Below are 24,364 nucleotides of genomic sequence, written 5' to 3' on the forward strand. Positions count from 1 at the left end.
ACCGCGCAGGCGGCATCAGAGTTGCGATGATCCCCTTCGACCTGCGGTCGCCAACGACCGGCAACGCCTTGAAGCCCGACAGCGCGCATTCCCTGCGCGATGCCGAGGCGAACGAGCGCTGGCCGGTGATCGACGGCATCCCGTACCTTCGCATCGGCCGCGCCGACCTTGTCGCCCGCGCCCTCGTCCACCTCGACGCCAAGGAGGCAGACGCCGCGCTCGCGCTGCTGCTCGCCGACCAGGACGACTGGTGGACCGGCCCGCTGGCCGACCCGGCCGAGCTCGCCGAGCTGATCGCCGGCCGCGCGACGGCGACGTTGCGCGATGCCGTCCGCCTGCTCGGCTGGGGCCGCGTCGGCGACTACTTCCTGCATCGCTGGAGCGACCCGACCTATCTCGCCGGGCTCGCCCTGCTCGAAGCGCATTGGAACGATCCGATCTGCGTCTTCGAGTTCGCCTGCGGCATCGGTCACTACCTGCGGACCCTGAAGCAGCGCGGCTGCAAGGTGGCGGGGGCCGACGTGGTCTTCGCAAAACTCTGGGTCGCCCGGCATTGGGTGGTCGGGCCCGGTGCGCAGCTCGTCTGCTTCGACGCCGGCTCGGAGCATTGGCCGATCCCCGGCGCGCCGGTGGACCTCGTCGTCTGCAACGACGCGTTCTACTTCCTCGACGACAAGGCGACGCTGCTCGACAACCTGCGCCAGAACGCCGGCGACGACGGCTGGCTCGCGCTCAGCCATATCCACAACAGCGACAGGCCCGGCTTCTCGGCCGGCCGCGCGGTCTCGGCCGACGAGATCGCGGAGCTGTTCCCCGACGCCCTCGTCTACGACGACGACGAGCTGACCGCGGCGCTCGCCGCGGCGCGGGCGCCGAGCCCGCGGGCGCCGTCGGAGCTCCGCGGCTGCGAGGCCTTCTCCGTGGTCGCCGGCCCCGGCATGCGGCCGGCTCCGCGCTCGGTGATCGACGGGCTGACGCTGCCGAAGGCCGGCGCGGACCTCGTCCTCAACCCGCTCTATCGCCGCGACGCGGCGGGGGCATACCGCATCGTCTGGCCGTCGGAACGCTACGAGGCGGAATACGCCCGGTCCGTCACCTACCCGTTGCGGTCGGACGGTCCCGAAGGCCTGGTCTTCGCCGGCGGCGTCGCGGCGCCGGAGGTCGGACGGGTGCGCAGCCGCGAATTCGTCGATCTGCCGGAGCGCTGGTGATGGATGCGGTCCGCTGGGGCATCGTCGGCTACGGCTGGGTCGCCCGCGACTACATGGCGCCGGGCATCCGCGGGGCCGACCACCGGCTCGTCGCGGTGTGCGATCCGGGCGCAGCCTCGCGCGCCGCCGCCGAAGCGGAGGGCGCGCGCGCCTACGACAGCTTGGACCGCCTCATCGCCGACGCGGAGGTCGAAGCTGTGTACGTGGCGACGCCGAACCACCTCCACCGCCAGGCGGTCGAGGCGTTGTCGGCATCCGGCAAGGCGATCCTGTGCGAGAAGCCGATGGCGGCGACCTTGCGCGACGCCGAGGCGATGGCCGAGGCGGTCGGGCGTGGGGGCGCGTTCTACGGCACGGCGTTCGACCAGCGCCATCATCCCGGCCATCGCGCCATGCGCGACCGGATCGCGCGAGGCCAGCTCGGCACGGTGACGGCGATCCGCATCGTCTACGCCTGCTGGCTCGGGCGCGACTGGGCCGCCTGTCCCGGCCAGGACAACTGGCGGATCGACCCTGCCCAAGCCGGCGGCGGCGCGTTGATGGACCTGGCGCCGCACGGGATCGACCTCGTCGACTACCTCCTCGGCGAGTCCCTGGTGGACATCACGGCCCTCACGCAGATCCGTGCGCAGGATTACGCGGTCGACGACGGCGCGCTGCTGATCGGCCGGACGGCGGACGGCGTGCTGGCGAGCCTCAACGTCGCCTACAACTGCCCCGACGCGCTGCCGCGCCGCCGCCTGGAAGTGGTCGGCACCAAGGGCCTGCTCACCGCGATCGACACGATGGGGCAGACCGCCGGCGGCACCGTGTCCTTCACCGACGGGGCCACCGGCCGCTCGGAGCCCGTCGCCTTCGACGCCGAGGCGTCGCCCTTCACCGAGCAGGTGCGGGCCTTCGGCTCGGCGCTCAGGCGGCCCGCAGAACGGGACGCCTACTCGGCGGCGCGCGACCTCCACACCATGCGGCTGATCGCGCGGGCCTATGGCGCCGCGTCACAAGCAGACGGATCGAACACGTGACCGAGAACGACCAGGACACCCGGGCCCGCGATCCGCGCATCAAGGCGCCGCGTCCCTACGGCTTCGGCGGTCCGCGCAAGATCGAGGGCCTGCCCCAGAACCTGCCGGAGCCGGTGCGGGCCTATCTCGACATCCTGCCGCCCGGGCGGATCGTCGGCTTTCCTCTGGCGCCCCTCGACCGCACCGGCATCCCGGTGTGGTTCGTCTCGCTGTTCCTCGACGACCCGTTCTTCGTCGGTGCGATGCCCTCCGGCATCGGCTACGGCGCCACCGACGACGAAGCGCTGATCGGCGCGGTGGCCGAGATCGCCGAGAACCTGATGCCGTCGCTCGCGGTGATGCCGCGCAAGAAGGAGCGCGCGAGCTACGACGACCTCGTGCGGGTCTACGGCGCCGGTTCGGTCGCCGACCCGCTGACCCTTTGCCTTCCGGCCGGCTCGCCGGTCGGGCGCGGCACGGTGATGGAATGGACCGCCGCCACGCGGGCCAAGACCGGCGAGATCGTGCTGATGCCGCTCGACATCGCGGCCACCGACTATTTCGAGCTGTCGGAGGGCTACAAGCCCTTCACCAACCTGATCACCAACGGGCTCGGCGCCGGCCCGGACGTGCCGTTCGCCCTCGGCCACGGCGTATTGGAACTGCTTCAGCGCGACGGCAATGGCCTGCTGTTCCGGGCGCTCGACCAGGGCGTGATGCTCGACGTCTCGCAGGGCCTGGGTCCTGAGACGCAGGCGATGCTCGACCGCCTCGACGCCCTCGGCATCCGGGCGCTGCCGAAGTTCGCCACCGACCAGTTCGGGCTGACCAACCTCTACGTCGTCGGCTACGACAAGAACCCCGCCGACACGCCCGTACCGATCGCGTTGTCGGCCTGCGGCGAGGCCTGCGACCCGGACCGCGAGCGGGCGCTGCGCAAGGCGCTGCTGGAGTTCCAGGCCGCCCGCGTGCGCAAGGCCTTCGGCCACGGACCGCTGGCCTTCGCCGAGCGTGTGACGCCGCCGGGCTACGTCGGCGCCTTCATCGAGAAGGCGCTGCCGAGCCTCGACCTGGAGGAGAGCCGCGCCCTGAAGGCGATGCTGGAATGGATCGTGCTGCCGCCCGAGGGCCTGCGCGACGTCCTGAAGGACACGGTCTATTCCGAGCGCGCGACGAAGGCGTTCACCGACCTGCCGACGACCCCGGCCGCCGACGGCCACGCCCGCGGAGAGATCGCCTGCGAACGCCTGGAGCAGGCAGGGTTCGACATCCTCTACGTGGACTGCTCGCCCGCGGGCGGCGCCGTCGGCGTGGTCAAGGCGATCGTGCCGGGGCTCGAAGTCGAGACCATGAGCTACTACCGCATCGGCGAGCGCAACGCGCGCAAGCTGATCGAGCGCGACCACCCGTTGATCAAGTTCGGCACGCCGAGCGAGACCCTGCTGCCGGTTCGCCTGACGCCGGAGGCGCTGGACCGGTTCGGCGGCCAGCCGCTGTTCGACACCGCCTTGGCGGAATCGATCGTAGGCAGCCACTATCCGCTCTACCGCGAACCGGAATCGCACCACGCCCCGTTCCGCCTGGAGCAGCAGGGGAGGGCCGCATGAGCTTGCGCTTCGCCTACAACACCAACGGCGCGGCCAACCACCGCCTCGACGATGCGATCGACCTGATCAAGGGCGCCGGCTACGATGGCGTCGCGCTGACGCTCGACATCCACCACCTCGACCCGTTCGCCGAGGGGTGGGCAACGGAAGCCGGCCGGGTGGCGAGCCGCCTGGAAAAGCTGGAGCTCGGCTCGGTGATCGAGACCGGCGCCCGCTTCCTCCTCGACCCGCGCGCCAAGCACGAGCCGACGCTGGTTACCGCCGACGCCACGGCGCGCGCGCGCCGCATCGGCTTCCTCAAGCGCGCGATCGACATCGGCGCGATGCTGAACTCCGAGGCGGTCTCGTTCTGGGCCGGCGTGCCGAAACCCGGAATCGACCCAGCCGAAGCGCGGGGCTGGCTCGTCGACGGCTTGACCGAAGTGGTCGCCTACGCCGCCGTGAAGGGCGTCGTGCCCTGCCTCGAGCCCGAGCCGGGCATGCTGATCGAGACGCTGGACGACTTCGCTGCGCTCAAGGTCGAGGGCCTGCGGCTCGCGCTAGACACCGGCCACTGCCTCGTCACCGGCGAGCGGGACCCGGCGGCGGCCGTCCACGAGTTCGCCGGCCGCGTCGGCACGGTGGCGATCGAAGACATGAAGCGGGGCGAGCACATCCACCTGCCCTTCGGCGAGGGCGACATGGACGTGCCCGGCATCCTCGACGCCCTGGAGGCGATCTGCTTCGACCGGCTGATCTGCGTGGAGCTGTCGCGCGAGAGCCACCGCGCCGACGCGATGATCCCGGCCTCCCTCGACTACCTCCGCAGCTGCCGGCGCGACGGGCCGGCCCTCCCGGACGACCAGGAGACCCGGCGGCAATGAGGATCTGCTTCGTCAGCCGGCGCTACTTCCCGGCGATTTCCGGCATGAGCGTCTACGCGCAGAACCTGTTGCGGGAGCTGGTCCAGGCCGGCCACGACGTGACGATGATCTCGCAGTATCGCGGCGACGCCTTCGGCACCCGCGTCTACGGCGGCGGCCCGCCGCCACCGGTCCCGGGCGTGCGGGTGATCGGCCTCGAACAGGTCGGCGAGCAGACGGACGGAGACTTCGAGCGCGACATCGACATGATGGTCGCGACGATCCGCGCCGAGCACGCGGCCAAACCCTTCGACGTGCTGCACGCGCAGTACGGCTACCCGACCGGCTGGGCCGTGCTCCTGGCCTCCAAGGCGCTCGGCGTTCCGAACGTGGTCTCGATCCAGGGCGGCGACGGGCACTGGGTCGGGTCGTGCTGCGAGACCCACCGCGTCGCGATGTGCGAGGTGCTGGCCCACGCCAACGCCCTGCTGATCGGCGGCGCCTCGTTCGTGGACGAGGTTTGCGAGCGGCTGGGGTCCGATCCGGCGCGCTTCACCATCGTGCCCGGCGCGGTCGACACCGCTCGTTTCACTCGAGGCGGCGACGGCTTGCCTGCGCCGCATGACGGTCCGATCCGCCTGTTCTATCACGGCCGCGTCGACCGCCGGAAAGGCGTGCTCGACTTCATCCGGGCCCTGGCGATCCTGCGCGAGCAGGGTACACCGTTCGCCGCCACGATCTCCGGCATCGGCCCCGACGTGGATTCATCTCAGGCCCTGTCGGCCGAACTCGACTTCGGGGAACACGAGATCCGCTTCACCGGCTACGCCGACTACGACGCCGTGCCGGCCCTCTACGCACAGGCCGACGTGTTCGTATCGCCGACCTATGCGGAAGGCTTCTCCAACACGATCCTCGAGGCGATGGCAGCGGGCCTCGCCGTCGTCTCCTGCCACGCGGTCGGCGTCTCGGACTGCCTGCGTGACGGGGAGAACGGCCTGCTGACGATGCCGGGCGACGTGCCGGCGCTCGCCGAGTCGCTGACGCGGATCGTCACCGACGCCGCCTTGCGCCGCCGTCTCGCCGGGGCCGGTCTGGCGGAATGCCGCCGGGTCTATTCGTGGACGGCAGTCGGCCGGCAGATCATGGCGGTCTACGGCGACATCGTCCGCGATACGCCGGCGACGGGCTTCTCGAACACGCTCCCGCATGATCCAAGCTGCCGGTTCCGGGCCGAGCCGCACCTGCTTTAGACCGATGCCCACAGCGCTTGCCCTCTCGCCCCACCTCGACGACGCCGCATTCTCCTGCGGCGGGACGCTGGCGACGCTGGCCGCGTCCGGCTGGCGCGTGGTGATGGCGACGGTGTTCACCCAGAGCGTCGCGGAACCCGCCGGGTTCGCGCTCGCCTGCCAGCTCGACAAGGGGCTCGACGCGTCGGTGGACTACATGCGCCTGCGCCGCGCCGAGGACGCGGCGGCGGCGGCCCACCTCGGGGTCGAGGTGCGCCACCTGCCGTTCCGCGAGGCCCCCCACCGCGGCTACGGCTCGGCACCGGAGCTCTTCGCCGAGGTCCGGGCCGACGACGCGGTCGTCGAACACCTGGCCCCGGCCTTCGGGGCGCTGATCGCGGAGACCGCGCCGGATTTGATCCTCGCGCCGCAAGCGATCGGCGGCCACGTCGATCACCTGCAGGTGGTCGCGGCCTTGCGCAGGATCGCGCTGGATCGCCCGATGCTGTGGTGGCGCGACTTCCCCTACACCGTGCGCCAGGCGGTGCCGAAGGCCCCGCTCTCCAGCGCCTTCGCCGGGTTGCCGGTCCGCGAAATCGTCCTCGACGCGGGCGCGCAGGCGGCCAAGGCCGAGGCTTGCGCGGCCTACGCGTCGCAACTCGGCTTCCAGTTCGGCGGCCTGGCCGGGCTGGTGAAGCGCCTCGGCGCGGAGGCCGGGCGCGAGCGCTTCGCGGTCGAGGGCATCCTGCCCGACGACTGCCCCGGGTTCGATGCGGCCGCCTGAGCCGGCGACGCCCAAGAGCCTCGCCGACCCGGAGGCGCTGGCGGCGCGGCGCACGCTCCGCGACGGCGCCCACGTCGCGCCGCTGCGCGTGCTGGCGGCCCGGATCGCCGCGGAGTTCGGAGCGCCCGCGCCCGATCCGGACCCCCTCGACGGCGGCGTCCGCGCGCGCCTACTGCTCCTGCTGGAGACTCCGGGGCCGGCGATCGGGCGCACCGGATTCGTCTCGCGGGACAACCCGACCGGGACCGCGGCCAACCTGTTCCGCTTCCTGGCGGAGGCGGACATCGCCCGCGTCGACACGCTGATCTGGAACGCGATCCCCTTCGTGATCCATGCCGAGGGCGCGCTGAACCGGGCGCCGCGCCGCTCGGAGATCAAGGCGGCCGCGCCATGCCTCGCTCCGCTCATCGCGCTGCTGCCCGACCTCGCCGTCGTCGTGCTCGCGGGCCGCGTCGCCGGCATGGCCGGCGACACGATCGCTGCACTGCGGCCGGACCTCCCGGTGCTCATGATCCCGCATCCGAGCCCGACCTACGTCTGCACCGCGCCGGAGGTGGCCTCGCGCATCCGCGCCGGGCTCAGGCAGGCCGGCGTCATCCTGCGGACATGCGGCGCGGCGAGAAGCGGCGGGGCAGCGCCCGGATGAGACCATCGCGGTCGCCGGCCACAGGTGGCTGAACTTGGATCGCCGAACGCGCGTCGCTGGCCTTGGAGCGCCGATGGTCCTACATGCGGGGCAACGGGCAACGGCCCGAAACATCCGGCATCGAACCCGCGGCCCGCTCGCCGGCCGGGCGGGATATCCGGCGGAGGCGGACGCCGATCGGAATGAACGTCCACGACCAACATCGCGGAACGCGCGATCATGCCGAGCGGGATCCCACCGGGACGACCTTGCCCGACGCAACGACCGCGGCCGAGGGCGCCGCGAGCAAGCGCTCGCGCAGCCGCTACGCGTGGCTCGGCACCGCCGCCAGCATCATCCTGTTCGCCGTCTCGCTCGGCGTCCTGTGGAAGCTCGTCCAGACCGTCACCTGGGCGGACCTGCGCAAGGCCTTCGTCGACGCGAGTTCCGACCAGCTCGGCCTCGCCTTCCTGTTCGTCTTCGTGAGCTACCTCTTCCTCACCGGCTACGATGCCCTGGCGCTCCGGCAGCTGCGGGTGACGGTGCCCTACCGGATCACGGCGCTCGCCTCGTTCACGAGCTACGCGGTGAGCTTCACCCTCGGGTTCCCGCTGCTGACGGCGGGCACGATCCGCTACTGGATCTACTCGCGCCAGGGGCTCACGGCTGCGAAGATCGCGGCGCTGACGGTGATCGCGGGCTTCACCTTTTGGCTCGGCATGGGCGTCGTGCTGGGCTTAAGCCTGATCATCGAGGCGAGCCAGCTCGCCGGCCTCGCCTTCACCTCGATCCGGATCAACCAGGGCGTCGGGCTGTTCGCGCTGGCGCTGGTACTCGGCTATCTCGCCTGGGTCTCGGCCAAGCGCCGGCACGTCACCATCCGGCAATGGCGCCTGGAGCTGCCGGGCGCATCGGTCTCCCTCGGGCAGATGGTGGTCGGCATCGGCGACGTCTGCGCGGCGGCGGCCGTCCTCTACGTGCTGATGCCGGCCGGCCTCGCGATCGGCTTCACCACCTTCCTCGCGATCTACGTGCTTGCCGCGATGCTCGGCATCGCTTCGAACGCGCCCGGCGGCCTCGGCGTGTTCGAGGCGACGATCCTGCTCGCGTTGTCGAGCCTGCCGCGGGAGCAGGTGCTCGGCTCGCTGCTGCTGTTCCGGATCTGCTACTACGTCGTCCCCTTCGTCACCGCGCTGGCGATGCTCGGCGCCTACGAGATCGTGAAACGGGCGGGCCGTTCGCGCGGAGACCCGTGATCCGCGGCGGCCCCGGCGATGCCTGAGCGCGCGATCGGCCGGGCGGCCTGGACCGGCGCCGCGACGGCCGTGTCGCTCGTCGGCCTGTTCGCCTACCATCGCGACCTCCTCGACGGGCCGCTGATCGCCGCGGGCCTCGCGGCCGTCTGCGTCGGCGGCGTTCTTGCTGCCCGCGGGCGCGACGCCATCGCCGCCGCGCCGAGCCTGCGGCAGACCGAGCGCCACGCGGTAGCCGAGGCGCTGCTCGCCAACATCCCCGACCCGGTGATCCTGGTCGATCGCCGCGCGGTGGTGATCGAGGCGAATCCGGCGGCGCGCGCCCTGCTCCCGACGCTGCGCCTGCGCCACCCGCTCTCCTTCGCCCTGCGGGCGCCGGACGTACTCGACGCGGTCGAGGCGGTCCTGCGCACGGGTGCGCCCTCGAAGACCACCTACGCCGTCCGGGTGCCGACGGAGCGCGCCTTCGAGGTACAGATCGGCGCGTTGCCGATGCCGGACGGCGGCCAGCCCAACGTGGTCCTGTTCCTGCGCGACCTCACCGCCGCGCGGCGGCTGGAGGCGATGCGGGTCGACTTCGTCGCCAACGCCAGCCACGAGCTGCGCACCCCGCTGGCCTCGCTGCTGGGCTTCATCGAGACGCTTCAAGGGCCGGCGCGGGCCGACGCGCCGGCGCGCGAGCGCTTCCTCGGCATCATGCACAGCCAGGCGCAGCGCATGACCCGGCTGATCGACGACCTGCTCTCGCTCTCGCGGATCGAGCTGCGCGAGCACGTGGCGCCGACGCAGGTGGTCGACCTCGGCACGATCGCCCGCCAGATGGTCGACGCGCAGGGCGCGCTCGCTGCCGCCCGCGGCGTCGCCATCACCCTGGAAGCGGGCGAGGGGGCGTACCCGGTGCTCGGCGAGCCGGACGAGTTGCTCCGCGTCGTCGAGAACCTCATCGAGAACGCGGTGAAGTACGGCGGCCGCGGCGTCGTCGTCGCCCTGGATCGGACGCGGGACGCGCTGCACGGCAGCCGCATCGTGCTCAGCGTGCGCGACGACGGGCCGGGCATCGCCCCGGAGCACCTGCCGCGCCTCACCGAACGCTTCTACCGGATCGACGTGGCGTCGAGCCGGCAGAAGGGCGGCACCGGCCTCGGGCTCGCGATCGTCAAGCACAGCCTCAACCGCCACCGCGGCCGCCTCGCCTTCGAGAGCGAAGTCGGCGCCGGCACGGTGGTGCGGGTCACCTTGCCCGAGCACCGCGCGCGGGAAGCGTCCGAGCCAACGGACGCCGCAGATCAGCCGTAGGCGGCGATGGCCCGGGCGCAGCCGGGCTCGGCCACATCGAGCCCCGAGCCGACGTATTCGTTGAGCTTGTTGCGCAGCGTCCGGATCGAGATGCCGAGGATCTTGGCCGCATGGGTGCGGTTGCCGAGGCAGTGGTCGAGGGTGTCGAGGATCAGGTCGCACTCGACCTGCGCCACCGTGCGGCCGACGAGGCCGCGGGTGGCGGCCTCCGCCACCTGCGCCGCCCGGGTCGCGGCGCCGACCGGCGCGGCGATGGAATCGCCCTCCGGCGTCAGGATCGCGTCGGCGCCGATCTCCGGGCCGGAGGCGAGTAGCACCGCCCGGTGCAGGGTGTTCTCGAGCTCGCGCACGTTGCCGCGCCACGGGTTCTTGACCACCATCTCCTGGGCGGCGCGGCCGAGCGGCCGCACCGGCACGCCGTTCACCTCGGCGTACTTCTTGGCGAAGTGCGCGGCGAGTTCGAGGATGTCGGCCGGGCGCTCGCGCAAGGGCGGCAGCCGCAGGTGGACCACGTTGAGGCGGTAGAACAGGTCCTCGCGGAACGTGCCCTTGCGGACCTCCTCGGCGAGGTTGCGGTTCGAGGTGGCGAGCACGCGGATGTCGACCTTGACCGGGGCCGAGCCGCCGACGCGGTCGATCACCCGCTCCTGCAGCGCCCGCAGCAGCTTGGATTGCAGGCGGACGTCCATCTCCGAGATTTCGTCCAGCAGCAGCGTGCCGCCGTTGGCCTCCTCGAACCGGCCAATGCGCCGGGCGACGGCGCCGGTGAAGGCGCCCTTCTCGTGGCCGAACAGCTCGGATTCGAGCAGGGCCTCGGGGATCGCGGCGCAGTTGACCGAGACGAACGGGCGGTTTCCACGCGCCGACTTCTGGTGGACGTGGCGCGCCAGCACCTCCTTGCCGGTGCCGCTCTCGCCGGTGATCAGCACCGAGGCCTCCGAGCGGGCGATCTGCTCGGCCAGGCGCACCACCTTCTCCATCGACGCGTCGCGCCAGACGAAGGCGCGCCCGTCCGCCGAGACCGCCTCGAGCACGGCGGCGATCAGGTCCGGGTCCGGGGGGAGGGGGATGTACTCCTTGGCGCCGGCCTGGATCGCGGCCACGGCGGCCTTCGCGTCCGTGGTGACGCCGCAGGCGACGACGGGGGTGCGGATGCGCTCCTCGGCGAGCGCCGCGACGAGGTCGCGGATCGAGAGCCCGACGTCGATCATGACGAGGTCGGCGCCCTTGGCGCGCAGGACGTTCATCCCCTGCGCCACGCCGTCGGCTTGCGTCACCGCCGCGCCGCGGTTCATCGCGATCTTCGAGGCGGTGATCAGCTCGCCGTTGAGCCGTCCGATGATCAAGAGCCGCATCGCGGTGTCTCCGTTCCAGGTGTCGTGGCGCCGCGGGCCGCCCCGCCGTCGAGGGCGGAGCGCTAGGCGCGAATTTCAGGGGGTCAGCGGTCGCCCTTGACGATCTCGGTCATCGTCACGCCGAGGCGATCCTCGACCAGGACGACCTCGCCGCGGGCGACGAGGCGGTTGTTGACGAAGATGTCGACCGCCTCGCCGACCTTGCGGTCGAGCTCGAGCACCGCCCCGGGGGCGAGGCGCAGCAGGTCGCCGATCGGCATCCGCACGGCGCCGAGCACCGCCGAGACCATCACCGGCACGTCGAAGAGCTGTTCGAGGTCGGAGGCGCTCTTCGGGGTGGTCGGCGTGTCGCGGATGGATTCCTCGCCCGCCAAGGACGGGTCCTGGTCGCCGAGCTGCGGCAGGCTGAAATCGTCGGACATCGGGTTCTTTCGATCGCTCAGGGTTCGACGGACGTGCCGAGGGCATCGAGCACAGCGGCCTCGATGCGGGCGCGCTCGCGCACGATCCCGCCGTCGGCCCACTCGATGCGGGCGTCGCCCGACGGCATGTCGGGATCGCCCAGCACCACCAGGCGGCCCTCGTAGCCGCGCTCGCGCGCCAAGCGCTTCATCAGGCTCTCGGCCTCCTCGACCAGCCCGTCGTGGACGCGCACCACGAGGTGGGGCACGCCGCGCAGGTGCTGCAGGGCGGCGCGCGCCGCCTCGCCGATCGCGGCCAGCGGCCGGGCGTCGAGGGCGTCGCCCGCGATCTTGCGGGCGAGCAGCACCGCCACCTCGACCGCCTGGTCCTCGCGCTCGGCGTCGCGGGCGTCGGCCTGGGCGATGAGCCCGGCGGCGGCGAGCGACAGGCGGGTCATCGCGTCCGACAGGCGCGCCTGCGCCTGCGCCTCGGCCTGGGCGCGGCCCTCCTGCACGCCGCGGGCGTGGGCCTGGGAAGCGGCCTCGTCGGCGGCCTCGGCCGCGCGCATGCTCTCGCGGCTCGGCTGCGGCCGCCGGAAGTCGGTCTCGAACAGGAACGGCGTCGTGGTCGCGCTGGATCGGGCGTTCAATAGACCAGCTCCTCTTCGGCACTGTTCTTGGCGATCATGATCTCACCCTTGTCGGCGAGGTCCTTGGCCAGCTCGGTCATCTTGGCCTGGGCCTCGTCCACCTCCTTGAGGCGGATCGGGCCGATCGAGCCCATCTCGTCGGTGAGGTTCTTGGCGGCGCGCGTCGACATCTGCGCCAGGAAGAAGCCGCGCACGCGCTCGTCGGCGCCCTTCAGCGCCCGGCACAGGGTCTCGTTGTCGACCGAACGCATCAGCGTCTGGACGCTGCCGGGATCGAGCTTGAGCAGGTCCTCGAAGGTGAACATCAACTCGCGGATGCGCTTGGCCGAGCCGCGGTTGCCCTGGTCGAGGGCGGCAAGGAAGCGGCTTTCCGTCTGCCGGTCGAAGGCGTTGAACACGTCGGCCATCATCTCGTGCGCGTCGCGGCGGGCGGATTGCGCGATGGTGGCGACGAACTCGACCCGCAGCGTCTCCTCGATGTGGCGCAGCGCCTCCTTCTGCACCGTCTCCATCCGCAGCATCCGGTTGAGCACGTCGATGGCGAACTCCTCCGGCAGCAGGGTGAGCACCTTGGCCGCGTAGTCGGAGCGCACCTTGGACAGCACGACGGCCACGGTCTGCGGGTACTCGTTGCGCAGGAACGCGGCGAGGATCTCGGGGTCGACCTGGGCGATCGAGGCCCAGACGCGTTTGCCCGAGGCGCCCTTGATCTCGGCCATGATCAACGAGACCTGCTCGGTGGGAAAGATCTTCAGCAGCAGCGATTCGGTGCGCTCGAAGTTCGAGGTGATGCCGCCGCCGCTCGAGAGCCGCGAGACGAAGTCGATGATCAGCTTCTCGACGGTCTCGGCCTCGAGCGATCCGAGCTGGACCATGGCGTGCGAGACCGTCTTGATCTCGTCCTCTTCCAGGCGCTGCCAGATCGGCGCGCCCTCGGCCTCGCCGAGGAGCAGCAGCAAGGCGGCGGCACGCTGGGGCCCGGGCATCGACGCGAACGTCGTCCCGCCGAGATCCTGCAAGCTCTGACCCAGTCCCGTACCCCCCGCCATCGTCCCGTTCTCTCCTCAAGCCACCGAAATCTTCGCTCGAACCACACCGCCTACGGCGTCTCCTGGATCCAGTTGCGCAGGACCTCCACAGTCTCGGACGGGCTGGCGCGGACCATGTCGACCACACGCTGCACCGTGTCGGCTTGGATCTGCCCGTTGATCTTGGCGAACTCCATGAGCTTGGCGGTCTTGCTCTCGGGCACCAGGATGGTGCCGTCGGCGGCGGCCTCGATCCCTGCGCCGGCCACCACCGTGATCATCGGCGTCGCCGACGGGTCGGAGGCGAGCACGCGGCGCAGGAGCGGGCGCACCACCGCCATCAACACGATCAGGGTGAGCAGCGCGAGCACGCCCAGTTCCACAATCCGCAGCAGGTCTTCCTTGCTCGGGCTGAGCAGCGACTGGACCAGCGTCGGCTCGACGAAGTCGGCTGGCGCCGGCGCCTCGGCGAAACGCAGGTTCACCACCTCGATCTGGTCGCCGCGCGCCTTGTCGAACCCGACGGTGCTGCGCACCAGGGCGGCGATCCGCTCGATCTCGGCGGCGGGGCGGGGCTGGTAGGCGACCTTGCCGTCGGCGCCCGGCACGTAGGCGCCGTCGACCAGCACCGCGACCGAGAGGCGCTTCACCCGGCCGCCCTCGACCACTTCGGTCCGGGTGACCTTGGAGATCTCGTAGTTTGTGGTCTCCTCGTTCTTGTTCGAGGAATCCTTGGGCGCCGGCGCCTTGTCCTGGTTCGCGCCCGGCAGCTCGTTGCCGACGCTGACCGAGCCCTCGGAGTTGGCGGTCTGCGAGGCCTCGGTGCGGGTCTGGCTGGAGCGCACGACCCGGCTCTCGGGGTCGAAGGTCTCAGACCGGCTCTCGACGCGGTTCAGGTCGAGCTCGGCCGAGACCTGCACGCGGGCCCGGCCCGGCCCGACGATGCCGGCGACGATCTCCTCGATCTGCGAGCGCAGGCGGCGCTCGAGGCCGGTCTGCTTCTCCTCGAAGGCGCCGGCCTCGCCCTGCTCGCCCCGGGCGCCGTCGGCCAGCAGCCGGCCGCGCTCGTCGACGATCGAAACGCGCTCGGGCTTCAGTCCCTCGACCGCGGAGGCCGCCAGGTGCCGGATCGCGCGGACCTGGCCCGCGTCGAGGTCGCCCATCAGCTTCAGGACGATGGCGGCGCTCGGCTGCTCGCGGTCGCGCTCGAACAGGCGCCGCTCGGGCATGACGAGGTGGACGCGGGCGGCCTGGACCCGGCCGATCGCCCGGATCGAGCGCGACAGCTCGCCTTCGAGGGCGCGCAGGTGATTCACGTTCTGGACGAAGTTGGTCGAGGAGAAGGCGTCGCCCTTGTCGAAGATCTCGTAGCCGACGCCGGCCTGGCTCGGCAGGCCCTTGCCGGCGAGGTCCATGCGCAGGCGCGGGAGGTCGGCGCGCGGCGCCAGAACGGTCTGGCCGGTGTCGCCCTTGGTCTCGTAGCGGATGCCGCGGGCGTCGAGGTCGCGCACGACCGCGGCCGCATCCGAGGCCGAAAGGTCGGCGAACAGCACGCCCATGTCGGGGCGCGAGACCCGCAGGATGACGAAGGCGAAGAAGCCGATCAGCGTCAGCGTCACCGCGGCCATCGCCGCGAGGCGCGCCGGTCCGAGCTTGGTGACGAGATCGAGAACCGGCTTCACGGCTGTTACGCACCCACCCCTGGGGGGCGCCGACGACGGCGCCACCCGGCAGAATTTGCCCAGGCCGTGGTTAGCGTGTGGTTAACGAAGTGGAGGGCTTGGTCCCACGCGAAGCCCGGAACGCAGCGAAGCCGCATCCGCGGGGTGGCGGATACGGCTTCGCGTGAAACCGGCGTCGACCGCGCGGACTGGACCGCGTCGGACGGGGCACGGGGTCGAGTCAGTGGCGGTAATGCTGGATGCGCGTGGTGCGCAGGCCGGCAAGACCGTGCTGGTCGATCGAGAACTGCCAGCTGAGGAACTCCTCGGTGGTGAGGGTGTAGCGCTGGCAGGCCTCTTCCAGGCTCAGGAGGCCGCCGCGGACGGCGGCAACCACTTCGGCCTTCCGGCGGATCACCCATCGACGGGTGCTCGTAGGCGGCAGGTCGGCGATCGTCAGTGGACTTCCATCTGGCCCGATCACGTATTTCACTCTCGGGCGGTGCGGTTCGGTCATGGTACGCTCTACAACTCGACTGACCTGTCGAGACACCAACCTACTTGCGCGAGCTTAAAACATGTTGAAGCGGATCACTCGGAAGTGATTCGTCAGCTCGAGGTTGTGGACAACCCGATCCCGGTGACCCTGGACAGGGGCACGCGCGAGGTGCCGATGATCAGAACCGGGCTCGCGCCGCTGAGGTCGACCTTGTCGACGCTGCCGCTCATCGCCGTGGCGACCTGCACCGTGGCGCCGGTGGCGTCCGAGGCCGAGACCTTGATCGTGTAGGTTCCCTCCGGCGCCGCGAGGCCCGACGAGTTCTTGCCGTTCCACGAGAAGGTCTGGCTGCCGGCGGCGAGCGACGTCGTCTGCGTGCCGACGACGTTTCCCTTGGAGTCGGAGATGGTCACCACCGCCTTGGTCGCGTCGCGCGCCGGCGTCAGGTTCCAGGTCGCCGAGCCGTCCTTGAGGTCGGCGGTGGTGCCGTCGGTGGTGACGTTCTTGCCGATGTAGCTCGTGGCGGAGGCCGAGCTCGCCGCCTTGCTGTTGGCCAGGATGCTGTCGAGGCGGTCGTTGCCCTTCAGCTGCTGCTCCACCTGGGCGAACTGCACCAGCTGTTGCGTGAACTGGTTGGTGTCCATCGGGTCGAGCGGGTTTTGGTTCTTGAGCTGCGTCGTCAGCAGGGTCAGGAACTGGGTGAAGTTGCTCGCCAGCGTCGCGCTGTCGGCGGTCTTGCCCGCGGCGCTGGAGGCGGCCGCGCTCGTCAGGCTGGAAATGCCGCTGGTCATCGGTGGGCCTCCTCAGATCCGGATGTCGAGGCCGCTCAGGCCGCGGAGCGTGCGCAGGGGCGCGACCTCCGAGACGGCGGCGTCGGAAGGGGTGGTGGGCAGGGCGTTGCCGCGGCCGGGCCGGCCGTCGCGTTGCGCGGCCTCGCCGCCCGAGCCGCCGTCGCTTCGCAGCGACATGGTGATGCCGCCCTGCGACGGGTCGAGCCCGGCCTGGGCCAGCGCCTGCTGCAGGCTGCCGGCGTCGCGTTGGAGCATCGCCAGGGTCTCGACGCGCTCGACCACGAGATGCGTGGTCACGGTGCCCTTGTCCTTGTCGATGTCGAGGGTGACGTCGACGCGGCCGAGCTCAAGCGGATCGAGCCGGATCTGGAACTCGCTCGAACCGGCGAGCGAGCGCAGTCCGATCGTCATCGGGACTTGTCCGAGCGGCACGGGCGGCGCGGCCGCCGCGACCGGAGCCTTGTCCGCGGCGGCCGACGCCTGACCAGAAGACGCGGCCTGGGTCCTGGCGACCGGATCCGGGGTGCCGGGCCCGGCCGAGGCCACATCGGTCAGCGCGGCGAACAGGTCGGCCTTGGTCGCAGGCGCGGCACCCGCATCCGTTCCCGCGACCGCGTCGTCGCCCTTCGCGCTCGCCGCAGCGCCCGGCCGGCCCGCGGCCTCGGCCGGAGCGGCGCCCGCTGCCGTCCCGGCGATGCCGACGGCGGAGGCCGCTTCTGCGGCGGCGGCAGCAGGTGGCGTCGCGGAGCGGCCGGTCAGGGCTGGTGGTGGAGCATCGAGGATGAGCGCGACCGTCGGGGCCGCGAGTAGAGTCTCGGGCGCCTTCGGATCGGCAGCCTTCGCGTCGGACGAGGGCGCCTCGGCCTTCGTCTTGGCGTTTTCCGGGGCCGCGGTAACTGGGTCCGCCTTGCCGTCGTCCGATGTCGAATTGGTCTTGGATGGCGCGTCGGCCGTGGGCCGCGCCGTGTCGGCGCCGCGGGTCACGGTTCCTGTCGAAGCCGTCGCGGGACGCGGCGTCCCAAAACCCGTCCGATGTGGGCTGGCCTTTGCCGGCGCGGCGGGCGCGTCGCGGGTCGCAGCAGCGGATTGGCTTGCCGCCCGGGCGGCCTTGGCGTCGGCTGAGGCGAGGTCGGCAGCTTTAGCGCGGTCGGCGCGTCCGAGCGCGGCGGCGTCGGCGCTGCGCCCGCGCTCGGCGGCGTTGCGGGCCTGGGCGTCGTCCTTGGCGGTCGCCGCGTCGAGGTCGCGGCCGAAGCGGGCGCGGGCCGCCGCCGCATCCGTCGTGTCGCGCGTCGCCGTGCGGGCGGAGGCCCACGCGGTCGCATCCACGAAATCCATCGTCCCAACTGCCATGCCCGGCCTCCTGCACCGATAGGAGCAAACGGCAGGCCAGCGCCGGAAATTGTTCAAGGCACTGATAAGTTTGATTTTTCTCAGACCGATCGAGCAGTTCGCGCGGTGGGCGAGGGCGGTTGCTGCCGTGTGCCCGGCAGGACTTGCCGGCTCAAGGCGCCCGCGGAGCGGGCCGCGCCCTGGAAACGCCGGGCGACACACACTATAGACAGCCCTGGGCGGCGGGACCTTAAGAAGGCCCGCGCCGCCGTCAGACCCGGCGCCATGAATTCCCTCGACCTTGCCAAGCCTCCGCACGAGACGCGCGTCGTCGTCGCCATGTCCGGCGGCGTCGATTCCTCCGTCGTGGCCGGGCTGCTGAAGCGCCAGGGCTACGACGTCGTCGGCATCACCCTGCAGCTCTACGATCACGGCGCGGCGACGCACCGCAAGGGGGCCTGCTGCGCCGGCCAGGACATCCACGACGCCCGGCGCGTCGCCGAGCGCATCGGCATCCCGCACTACGTCCTCGACTACGAGGACCGCTTCCGCGACGCGGTGATCGACCGGTTCGCCGAGAGCTACCTCGCCGGCGAGACGCCGATCCCCTGCGTCGAGTGCAACCGCTCGATCAAGTTCCGCGACCTGCTCGCCACCGCGCGCGACCTCGACGCCGACTGCCTCGCCACCGGCCATTACGTCGCGAGCCGGGCGCTGCCGGGGGAGGGCGGTCGTCGCGCGCTCTATCGCGCCCTCGATCCGGCGCGCGACCAGAGCTACTTCCTCTACGCCACCACGCAGAGTCAGCTCGACTTCCTGCGCTTCCCCCTCGGCGAGCTGCCGAAGGACGAGACCCGGCGGCTGGCGCGCGAGCTCGAGCTCGTCGTCTCCGAGAAGCCCGACAGCCAGGACATCTGCTTCGTGCCGCAGGGCCGCTACGCCGACGTGATCGCGCGGCTCCGCCCCGATGCCGCGCGCCCCGGCGAGATCGTCGACCTCGACGGCCACGCCCTCGGGCGTCACGAGGGCATCATCCACTACACCGTCGGGCAGCGGCGGGGCCTGCGCCTGGCCTCGCCCGAGCCGCTCTACGTGGTCCGGCTGGAGCCCGACACCGCCCGCGTTGTGGTGGGCCCGCGGGCGGCGCTGGCGACGCACCGCATCCGGCTGACGGACGTGAACTGGCTCGGGGCTCCAGGCCCGGTCTCCGACATGGCCGTCGCTGTGCGGGTGCGCTCGACCCGCGAGCCCCGCCCCGCGCGGCTCGACTACGACCCCGCGACCGACACCGCCGAGGTCGTCCTGGCCGTCCCCGAGGATGGGGTCTCGCCGGGGCAGGCCTGCGCGATCTACGCGGACGAGGCCCCGCGCGCGCAGGTCCTTGGCGGCGGTACGATCCGGCGGGTGGCCGCCGCCTCGGCGGACGCCGCGAAAGCCGCCTGATACAAGAGCTGCCTGATAAGAGCCGCCCGATCCGCCGCGGCCCGAACCGATCATCCCCTCGAAAATCACGAGAGAACCTGAATGCTGAGCGAGCCGGAGGCCGGGCCGAGCACCGCCCTGATGCGCAAGGCCTATGCCCGCTGGGCGCCGGTCTACGACGTGGTCTACGACAAGCTCACCGAGCCGGCGGCCCGCGCCGCGGTGGCCGCCGCCGCCGAGAGCGGCCCGCGGATCCTCGAGGCCGGCGTCGGCACCGGCTTGTCGCTCGGCTACTACCCGCGCACCAGCTTCGTCTGCGGCGTCGACCTCTCCGAGGACATGCTGAAGCGGGCACGCCGTAAGGTACAGCGCCGCGGCCTCGCCCACGTGAAGGGCCTGCAGGTGATGGATGTTTGCCGCCTCGGCTACGCCGACGCCTCCTTCGACGCGGTGGTGGCGCAGTTCCTGATCACCCTCGTGCCCGACCCGGAAGCGGCTTTGTCCGAGTTCCTGCGGGTGGTCCGGCCCGGTGGCGGCATCGTGCTCGCCAACCATTTCGGGCAGACCGAGGGGCCGGTGGCCAAGGTCGAGGAGATCGTCGCGCCGCTCTGCACCAAGATCGGCTGGTCTTCGGACTTCAAGTCGACGCGGATCGAGGCCTGGGCCCGGCGCAACGGCGTCGAGTTCATCGGCGTCGCGCCGACCTTCCCAGGCGGGTTCTTCAAGATCCTGCGGATGCGAAAGCCGGCGTGATCGCGGACGGCGCGACGCCGCCCGGTCCTCCGCCCTCAGCCCGGCGCCGGCTGTGGCGCTGGCTGCCGCTCGCCCTGCTAATCGCGCTCTCGATCGCGGTGCTGGTCTCGGGCGCGTCGCAGCTCCTGAGCCTAGACCGGCTGCTGGAGTCGCGGCAATGGCTGCGCGCCTTCGTCGAGGCCGACCGTCCGCGCGCATTGGTGCTCGCCTACCTGGTCTACGTCGCCGCCGTCGTCGTCTCGGTGCCGGCGACGCTGATCCTGACGATGGTTTGCGGCTTCCTGTTCGGCATCGTCGCCGGCGCCCTCGTCGCGGTCTGCGCCGCCACCACCGGCGCCGCGATCGTGTTCTCGATCGGCCGCGGGCCGGCCTCGGACCTGCTGCGGCGGGTGGCCGGGCCGCGGCTCGGTGCGCTGGCCGAGGGCTTCCGCGACGACGCCTTCGGCTACGTCGTGTTCCTTCGGCTGCTGCCGCTGTTCCCGTTCTGGATGACCAACCTCGCCCCGGCCGCCTTCGGCGTCGCGCTGCGCACCTTCGTGCTGGCGACCGCCTGCGGCCTGCTGCCGGGAGCCTTCGTCTACGCCGCCACCGGCGCCGGCATCGAGGACGTGGTCGCCGCGCATGCGGACGCGAAGGTGGCATGCCTCTCGGCCGGCGGCACCGATTGCGAGAACGCCTTGAGCTTCCGCGCCCTGGTCACGCCGCGCATGGTGGTCGGCCTCGGCGGCCTCGGATTGTTCGCGCTGCTCTCGATCGTCCTGCGCCGGCGCTTCGTCCGGCGCGGCGCGCAATGACCGGGAGACCCGCGCCGACCCTCGCGTTTGCGTACTGAAAACGCGCGCCGGCGCCGGTCCCGCTGGCGATGCCCCCTCGACGCTTCGCAGGCGCGCGCGCTACGAGGCTTGTCGATGCCGCCGTCCCGGCGGGGATGCGGGCGGCGTCGGGACGTTCGCGAAGGGGCACGGGGTCGCCGCGCTTTCCGGGGCCGGGACAGCAGTGGTCGCACGCTCTGACACGCAACCGACCGAGTCGCCGGCGATCGAGCCCGCGGCGCCAACAGCGGCACGGCCGCGATCGGCGCGCTGGCTCCGGCACCTCGGCCTGTCCGGCCGGCTCTTCCTCGTCACCGTCGCCTTCGTCGCCACGATCGAGGTCCTGATCTTCGTGCCGGCGGTGGCGAACTACCGCCTGTCCTGGCTGTCCGACCGGATCAGCGCGGCGCAGGTCGCCGCCCTCGTCCTCGACGCCAGCGAGGGGCACCCGGTGCCCGACGAACTCGCCCGGCGCCTGCTCGCTGGCGTCGGCGCCCGCGCGATCGCGGTCCGCGACGGCGACACCCGCCAGCTCCTGTCGATCGACCCGGTGCCGGAGCGGGTCTCGGACACGGTCGACCTGCGCAAGCAGACGATCCTGTGCGCCATCCGCGGCGCCTGGCGGACGCTCACCGAACCGGTCGACGACCCGATCCGCGTCGTCGGCCAAGGCTGGGAGGGCTTCGACCTCGTGGAGATCCTCCTCGACGACGCGCCGCTGAAGCAGGCGGTGGTCGACTTCGCGATCCGGCTGGCGGTGTCCTCGCTCATCATCGCGACGGCGGCCGCCGGCCTCGTCTTCTTCGTGCTGCAGACCCTGATCGTGCGGCCGGTGCGGCGGCTGGCGCGCAACATCACCGCCTTCGCCGACGACCCGGAGGGCGCCGACCGGGTCATCGCGCCCACGAGCCGCAGCGACGAGATCGGGCTCGCCGAAACCGCGCTGGCGCGGATGCAGCGGACGCTGGCCGACCAGCTCCGCCAGAAGCGGCGGCTCGCCGAGCTCGGGCTCTCGGTCGCCAAGATCAACCACGAGCTGCGCAACCTGCTCACCGGGGCGCAGCTCCTCGGCGACCGCCTGGAGGACATCTCCGACCCGACGGTGCAGCGGGTCGCGCCGCGCCTCGTGGCGACCCTGGGCCGGGCGATCCGCTTCTGCGAGGCGACGCTCGCCTACGGGCGGGCCGCCGAGCGCACGCCGCGGAGCCGCGAATTCGCGCTGGCTCCGGTGATGGCCGAACTCGCCGACCTTGCGGCGCTCTCCGCCCACGGCCGGGTGCGGGTCGTCACCGAGGTCGCCCCCGATCTGACCGTGTTCGCCGATTCGGAGCAGATCGCGCGGGCGGTGGGAAACCTGGTGCGCAACGCCGTCCAGGCCCACGACTTCACAGAGGCCGACATGGCCGCGCCCGAGGTGCGCATCGCGGCCGGACGCGAAAGCGCGGACGCGGTGACGATCCTGGTGAGCGACAACGGGCCGGGCCTGCCGGCGCGGGCCAAGGAGCACCTGTTCGAGGCGTTCCAGGGCTCGATGCGCTCGGGCGGGACCGGGCTCGGCCTCGCCATCGCCTCCGAGCTGGTGCGCCTGAACGGCGGGACGCTGTCGCTCGATCCCGGAACGGAAGGCACCCGGTTCCGGATCGTCCTGCCCGACGCCGCCGCGGCCTAAGCCCTACTCGGCGGCTTCCATCATCGGCGCGGCGACCGTGATGCCGATGTCGCGCAGGAGCGCGGCGTCGGAATCGGTCTCGTTGTTGGCGGTGGTCAGCAGGCGCTCGCCGTAGAAGATCGAGTTGGCGCCGGCGAGGAAGCACAGGATCTGCGCCTCGCGGGTCAGCCCCTTGCGGCCGGCGCTGAGGCGGACCCGCGCCTTCGGCATCACGATCCGCGCCGTCGCGCACATGCGCACGAGGTCGAGCGGGTCGACCGGCGGGCGGTCCTCCAGCGGCGTCCCCTCGACGGCGACCAGCGCGTTGATCGGCACGCTCTCGGGATGCGGCGCGTGGTTGGCCAGCACCTGAAGCATCGCGGCCCGGTCGGTCACGCCCTCGCCCATCCCGACGATGCCGCCGCAGCACAGGCCGATGCCGGCCTCGCGGACGTTCTCCAAGGTCTGGAGGCGGTCGGCGTAGGTCCGGGTCGAGATGATGTCCTCGTAGAAGTCCGGGCCGGTGTCGAGGTTGTGGTTGTAGGAGGTGAGCCCCGCCTCGGCGAGGCGCCCGGCCTGCGACGGCGTCAGCATGCCCAGGGTCACGCAGGCCTCCATGCCCATGCCCCGCACGCCGCGGACCATAGCGAGCACCGCGTCGAATTCCGGCCCGTCCTTCGGCTGGCGCCACGCCGCGCCCATGCAGAACCGGTGCGCACCGGCGGCCTTCGCCTCGGCGGCCTCGCGCAGCACCGCGTCCACCGGCATCAGGCGCTCCTTGGCCATGCCGGTGCCCTTGTGGTGGGCCGATTGCGGGCAGTAGGCGCAATCCTCCGGGCAGCCCCCGGTCTTGATCGAGAGGAGCGAGGCCCGCTGGATGTCGGCCGGATCATTGTGGGCGCGATGCACGGAAGCCGCCCGGAACACGAGGTCGAGCAGCGGCAGGTCGTGGATCGCGCGGATCTCCTCGACCGTCCAATCGTGGCGGATGGCAGGGGCGGCGGGGGCGGAGGTCGTCAGCATCATGCGCCCATGAGGCGAATCCGCGGACGAAAATCAAGCCGTCAGGCTCGGGCGGAAGCCCCACGCAGGCGCGACAGGCCGTGCCAGGCCGGCGCGATCACGAAACTCGTCAGCGGAATGAGCAGGCTGCCGACGACGAGGCCGACGACGCCGGAGCCGGCGGCCGTGACGAGCCATTCGACGAAGCCCGACAGGGCGGGCGGCAGCGCGCTGGCGACGGCGCTGGAGGCCGCGTGCAGGGCGTGGGCGACCTGCGGCAGGCCGTAGGTCTCGAGCCCGTGGACCAGGATGCCGCCGCCGACCCAGATCATCGCCGCGGTGCCGACGATCGCCAGCAGCGCGAGGAAGGGCGGCATTCCCTTGACGATGCCCCGCCCGAGGGCGCGGACGAAACTTCCGAACGCGGATCTCGACGTGCTCGCGGCCATCGCCATGCCGGCGTCGTCCGCCTTCACGATCAGCGCCACCGCGCCGTAGACGAAGGCGGTGATGCCGACGGCCACCAGCGCCAGCACGGCAGCCTTGGTGACGACGCCGCCCTCGGGGAGCGCGGCCAGCGTGATCGCCATGATCTCGGCCGACAGGATGAAGTCGGTCTTGATCGCGCTCGAGACCTTGCGGTCCTCCATCGCCCGGCCGTCGCCGCCGGCGTCGGGCTGGGCGTCGTGCGCGTGGCCGGCATGGGGGACCAGCGCCTCGTAGACCTTCTCGGTCCCCTCGTAGCAGAGGTAGGCGCCGCCGAGCATGAGCAGCGGGGTGATCGCCCAGGGCGCGAAGGCGCCGAGCGCCAGGGCGGCCGGCGTCAGGAACAGCAGCTTGTTGCGCAGCGAGCCGACCGCGATCTTGGCGACGATCGGCAACTCGCGCTCGGCGGCGAAGCCGACGACGTAGCGCGGCGTCACCGCCGCGTCGTCGATCACCACGCCGGCGGCCTTCACCCCGGCCTTGGCCGCCTGGCCGGCGACGTCGTCGAGGGAGGCCGCGGCCACCTTGGCGATCCCGGCGACGTCGTCGAGGAGGGCGATCAGACCGATGCTCACGTGAAGGCGTCCTCCGAAAGGTCGAGCCTTCTGTGCAGAGGACGTTCACGAAGTCGATAGCGGATCGTCACCGACCGCGGCGTCAGCACCGGAAGAGAAGA

General features: G+C 71.8%; 23 protein-coding genes. 13 read left to right on the forward strand and 10 right to left on the reverse strand.

Annotated elements, in window-relative coordinates:
• Positions 1–26 precede the first annotated feature (26 nt).
• The 9 genes from FV234_RS06360 to FV234_RS06400 all read left to right on the forward strand — a co-directional run bounded on the left by FV234_RS06360 (position 27) and on the right by FV234_RS06400 (position 9,851).
• The gene (locus tag FV234_RS06360) at positions 27–1,211 is read left to right on the forward strand and encodes a methyltransferase domain-containing protein (RefSeq protein WP_147828432.1); all 1,185 of its coding nucleotides are present in this window, start codon (positions 27–29) and stop codon (positions 1,209–1,211) included.
• Positions 1,211–2,233: a Gfo/Idh/MocA family oxidoreductase gene (locus FV234_RS06365; protein ID WP_147828433.1), complete on the forward strand. Its 1,023-nt coding sequence runs from the start codon at positions 1,211–1,213 to the stop codon at positions 2,231–2,233. Before FV234_RS06360 ends, FV234_RS06365 begins: the two co-directional genes overlap by 1 nt.
• Positions 2,230–3,819 carry a YcaO-like family protein gene (locus tag FV234_RS06370; protein WP_147828434.1) on the forward strand — a complete coding sequence of 530 codons (1,590 nt, stop codon included), beginning with the start codon at positions 2,230–2,232 and terminating at the stop codon, positions 3,817–3,819. Before FV234_RS06365 ends, FV234_RS06370 begins: the two co-directional genes overlap by 4 nt.
• The gene (locus tag FV234_RS06375; RefSeq protein ID WP_147828435.1) at positions 3,816–4,682 is read left to right on the forward strand and encodes a sugar phosphate isomerase/epimerase family protein; all 867 of its coding nucleotides are present in this window, start codon (positions 3,816–3,818) and stop codon (positions 4,680–4,682) included. Before FV234_RS06370 ends, FV234_RS06375 begins: the two co-directional genes overlap by 4 nt.
• Positions 4,679–5,914 (forward strand): glycosyltransferase family 4 protein, encoded by a 1,236-nt coding sequence (locus FV234_RS06380; protein WP_147828436.1) that lies wholly within the window; start codon positions 4,679–4,681, stop codon positions 5,912–5,914. Before FV234_RS06375 ends, FV234_RS06380 begins: the two co-directional genes overlap by 4 nt.
• Before the next feature lie 4 nt (positions 5,915–5,918).
• Entirely contained in the window at positions 5,919–6,677 is a 759-nt protein-coding gene (locus FV234_RS06385) for a PIG-L family deacetylase (RefSeq protein WP_147828437.1), read from the forward strand.
• Positions 6,664–7,323, forward strand: coding sequence for a uracil-DNA glycosylase (locus FV234_RS06390; RefSeq protein ID WP_147828438.1), 660 nt, complete (start codon positions 6,664–6,666; stop codon positions 7,321–7,323). The genes FV234_RS06385 and FV234_RS06390 overlap by 14 nt, the downstream gene beginning before the upstream one ends.
• 248 nt (positions 7,324–7,571) lie before the next feature.
• Entirely contained in the window at positions 7,572–8,558 is a 987-nt protein-coding gene (locus tag FV234_RS06395; RefSeq protein ID WP_238272158.1) for a lysylphosphatidylglycerol synthase domain-containing protein, read from the forward strand.
• Positions 8,559–8,576: 18 nt separating this feature from the next.
• Positions 8,577–9,851 (forward strand): ATP-binding protein, encoded by a 1,275-nt coding sequence (locus tag FV234_RS06400; protein ID WP_147828439.1) that lies wholly within the window; start codon positions 8,577–8,579, stop codon positions 9,849–9,851.
• Here FV234_RS06400 and FV234_RS06405 read toward each other — a convergent pair.
• The 8 genes from FV234_RS06405 to FV234_RS06440 all read right to left on the reverse strand — a co-directional run bounded on the left by FV234_RS06405 (position 9,842) and on the right by FV234_RS06440 (position 17,586).
• Positions 9,842–11,206 carry a sigma-54 dependent transcriptional regulator gene (locus FV234_RS06405; protein ID WP_147762252.1) on the reverse strand — a complete coding sequence of 455 codons (1,365 nt, stop codon included), beginning with the start codon at positions 11,204–11,206 and terminating at the stop codon, positions 9,842–9,844. The genes FV234_RS06400 and FV234_RS06405 overlap by 10 nt on opposite strands.
• Positions 11,207–11,289: 83 nt before the next feature.
• On the reverse strand, positions 11,290–11,628 hold the full coding sequence (gene fliN, locus FV234_RS06410) for a flagellar motor switch protein FliN (protein ID WP_147754029.1): 339 nt from the start codon (positions 11,626–11,628) through the stop codon (positions 11,290–11,292).
• Between the two features lie 17 nt (positions 11,629–11,645).
• Positions 11,646–12,257 (reverse strand): FliH/SctL family protein, encoded by a 612-nt coding sequence (locus FV234_RS06415; protein WP_147754028.1) that lies wholly within the window; start codon positions 12,255–12,257, stop codon positions 11,646–11,648.
• Complete coding sequence (locus tag FV234_RS06420; RefSeq protein WP_147828440.1) at positions 12,254–13,306, reverse strand: flagellar motor switch protein FliG; 1,053 nt, start codon at positions 13,304–13,306, stop codon at positions 12,254–12,256. The genes FV234_RS06415 and FV234_RS06420 overlap by 4 nt, the downstream gene beginning before the upstream one ends.
• A gap of 50 nt (positions 13,307–13,356) precedes the next feature.
• Positions 13,357–14,967, reverse strand: coding sequence for a flagellar basal-body MS-ring/collar protein FliF (fliF, locus tag FV234_RS06425; protein ID WP_147828441.1), 1,611 nt, complete (start codon positions 14,965–14,967; stop codon positions 13,357–13,359).
• A gap of 220 nt (positions 14,968–15,187) precedes the next feature.
• Entirely contained in the window at positions 15,188–15,463 is a 276-nt protein-coding gene (locus FV234_RS06430) for a DUF1153 domain-containing protein (protein WP_147728884.1), read from the reverse strand.
• A gap of 92 nt (positions 15,464–15,555) precedes the next feature.
• The gene (locus tag FV234_RS06435; protein WP_147828442.1) at positions 15,556–16,236 is read right to left on the reverse strand and encodes a flagellar hook capping FlgD N-terminal domain-containing protein; all 681 of its coding nucleotides are present in this window, start codon (positions 16,234–16,236) and stop codon (positions 15,556–15,558) included.
• Between the two features lie 12 nt (positions 16,237–16,248).
• Complete coding sequence (locus FV234_RS06440; protein WP_147828443.1) at positions 16,249–17,586, reverse strand: flagellar hook-length control protein FliK; 1,338 nt, start codon at positions 17,584–17,586, stop codon at positions 16,249–16,251.
• A 264-nt stretch (positions 17,587–17,850) separates the two neighbouring features.
• Between FV234_RS06440 and mnmA the strand changes: the two genes are divergently transcribed.
• From mnmA to FV234_RS06460, 4 genes are all read left to right on the forward strand, one after another.
• Positions 17,851–19,008 (forward strand): tRNA 2-thiouridine(34) synthase MnmA, encoded by a 1,158-nt coding sequence (gene mnmA, locus FV234_RS06445; protein ID WP_147828444.1) that lies wholly within the window; start codon positions 17,851–17,853, stop codon positions 19,006–19,008.
• An 81-nt stretch (positions 19,009–19,089) separates the two neighbouring features.
• Positions 19,090–19,740, forward strand: coding sequence for a class I SAM-dependent methyltransferase (locus FV234_RS06450; RefSeq protein ID WP_147751834.1), 651 nt, complete (start codon positions 19,090–19,092; stop codon positions 19,738–19,740).
• Complete coding sequence (locus FV234_RS06455; protein ID WP_147828445.1) at positions 19,737–20,534, forward strand: VTT domain-containing protein; 798 nt, start codon at positions 19,737–19,739, stop codon at positions 20,532–20,534. Before FV234_RS06450 ends, FV234_RS06455 begins: the two co-directional genes overlap by 4 nt.
• Before the next feature lie 244 nt (positions 20,535–20,778).
• On the forward strand, positions 20,779–22,221 hold the full coding sequence (locus FV234_RS06460; RefSeq protein ID WP_147828477.1) for a HAMP domain-containing sensor histidine kinase: 1,443 nt from the start codon (positions 20,779–20,781) through the stop codon (positions 22,219–22,221).
• A 3-nt stretch (positions 22,222–22,224) separates the two neighbouring features.
• Here the strand turns inward: FV234_RS06460 and bioB are convergent, their stop codons facing one another.
• Positions 22,225–23,226: a biotin synthase BioB gene (gene bioB / locus FV234_RS06465; RefSeq protein WP_147751832.1), complete on the reverse strand. Its 1,002-nt coding sequence runs from the start codon at positions 23,224–23,226 to the stop codon at positions 22,225–22,227.
• Between the two features lie 38 nt (positions 23,227–23,264).
• Positions 23,265–24,263 (reverse strand): DUF808 domain-containing protein, encoded by a 999-nt coding sequence (locus tag FV234_RS06470; protein ID WP_147828446.1) that lies wholly within the window; start codon positions 24,261–24,263, stop codon positions 23,265–23,267.
• Positions 24,264–24,364: the final 101 nt, after the last annotated feature.

Origin of the sequence: Methylobacterium sp. WL8 (genome assembly GCF_008040045.1) — a bacterium.
Classification (GTDB): domain Bacteria; phylum Pseudomonadota; class Alphaproteobacteria; order Rhizobiales; family Beijerinckiaceae; genus Methylobacterium; species Methylobacterium cerastii.

Bases quoted from the DNA above. Each gene is read 5' to 3' on its own strand.
- FV234_RS06360 (WP_147828432.1), top strand. From the start codon at position 27: ATGATCCCCTTCGACCTGCGGTCGCCAACGACCGGCAACGCCTTGAAG.
- FV234_RS06365 (WP_147828433.1), top strand. From the start codon at position 1,211: ATGGATGCGGTCCGCTGGGGCATCGTCGGCTACGGCTGGGTCGCCCGC.
- FV234_RS06375 (WP_147828435.1), top strand. From the start codon at position 3,816: ATGAGCTTGCGCTTCGCCTACAACACCAACGGCGCGGCCAACCACCGC.
- FV234_RS06380 (WP_147828436.1), top strand. From the start codon at position 4,679: ATGAGGATCTGCTTCGTCAGCCGGCGCTACTTCCCGGCGATTTCCGGC.
- FV234_RS06385 (WP_147828437.1), top strand. From the start codon at position 5,919: ATGCCCACAGCGCTTGCCCTCTCGCCCCACCTCGACGACGCCGCATTC.
- FV234_RS06390 (WP_147828438.1), top strand. From the start codon at position 6,664: ATGCGGCCGCCTGAGCCGGCGACGCCCAAGAGCCTCGCCGACCCGGAG.
- FV234_RS06400 (WP_147828439.1), top strand. From the start codon at position 8,577: ATGCCTGAGCGCGCGATCGGCCGGGCGGCCTGGACCGGCGCCGCGACG.
- FV234_RS06405 (WP_147762252.1), bottom strand. From the start codon at position 11,206: ATGCGGCTCTTGATCATCGGACGGCTCAACGGCGAGCTGATCACCGCC.
- fliN (WP_147754029.1), bottom strand. From the start codon at position 11,628: ATGTCCGACGATTTCAGCCTGCCGCAGCTCGGCGACCAGGACCCGTCC.
- FV234_RS06420 (WP_147828440.1), bottom strand. From the start codon at position 13,306: ATGGCGGGGGGTACGGGACTGGGTCAGAGCTTGCAGGATCTCGGCGGG.
- FV234_RS06430 (WP_147728884.1), bottom strand. From the start codon at position 15,463: ATGACCGAACCGCACCGCCCGAGAGTGAAATACGTGATCGGGCCAGAT.
- FV234_RS06435 (WP_147828442.1), bottom strand. From the start codon at position 16,236: ATGACCAGCGGCATTTCCAGCCTGACGAGCGCGGCCGCCTCCAGCGCC.
- FV234_RS06440 (WP_147828443.1), bottom strand. From the start codon at position 17,586: ATGGCAGTTGGGACGATGGATTTCGTGGATGCGACCGCGTGGGCCTCC.
- mnmA (WP_147828444.1), top strand. From the start codon at position 17,851: ATGAATTCCCTCGACCTTGCCAAGCCTCCGCACGAGACGCGCGTCGTC.
- FV234_RS06450 (WP_147751834.1), top strand. From the start codon at position 19,090: ATGCTGAGCGAGCCGGAGGCCGGGCCGAGCACCGCCCTGATGCGCAAG.
- bioB (WP_147751832.1), bottom strand. From the start codon at position 23,226: ATGATGCTGACGACCTCCGCCCCCGCCGCCCCTGCCATCCGCCACGAT.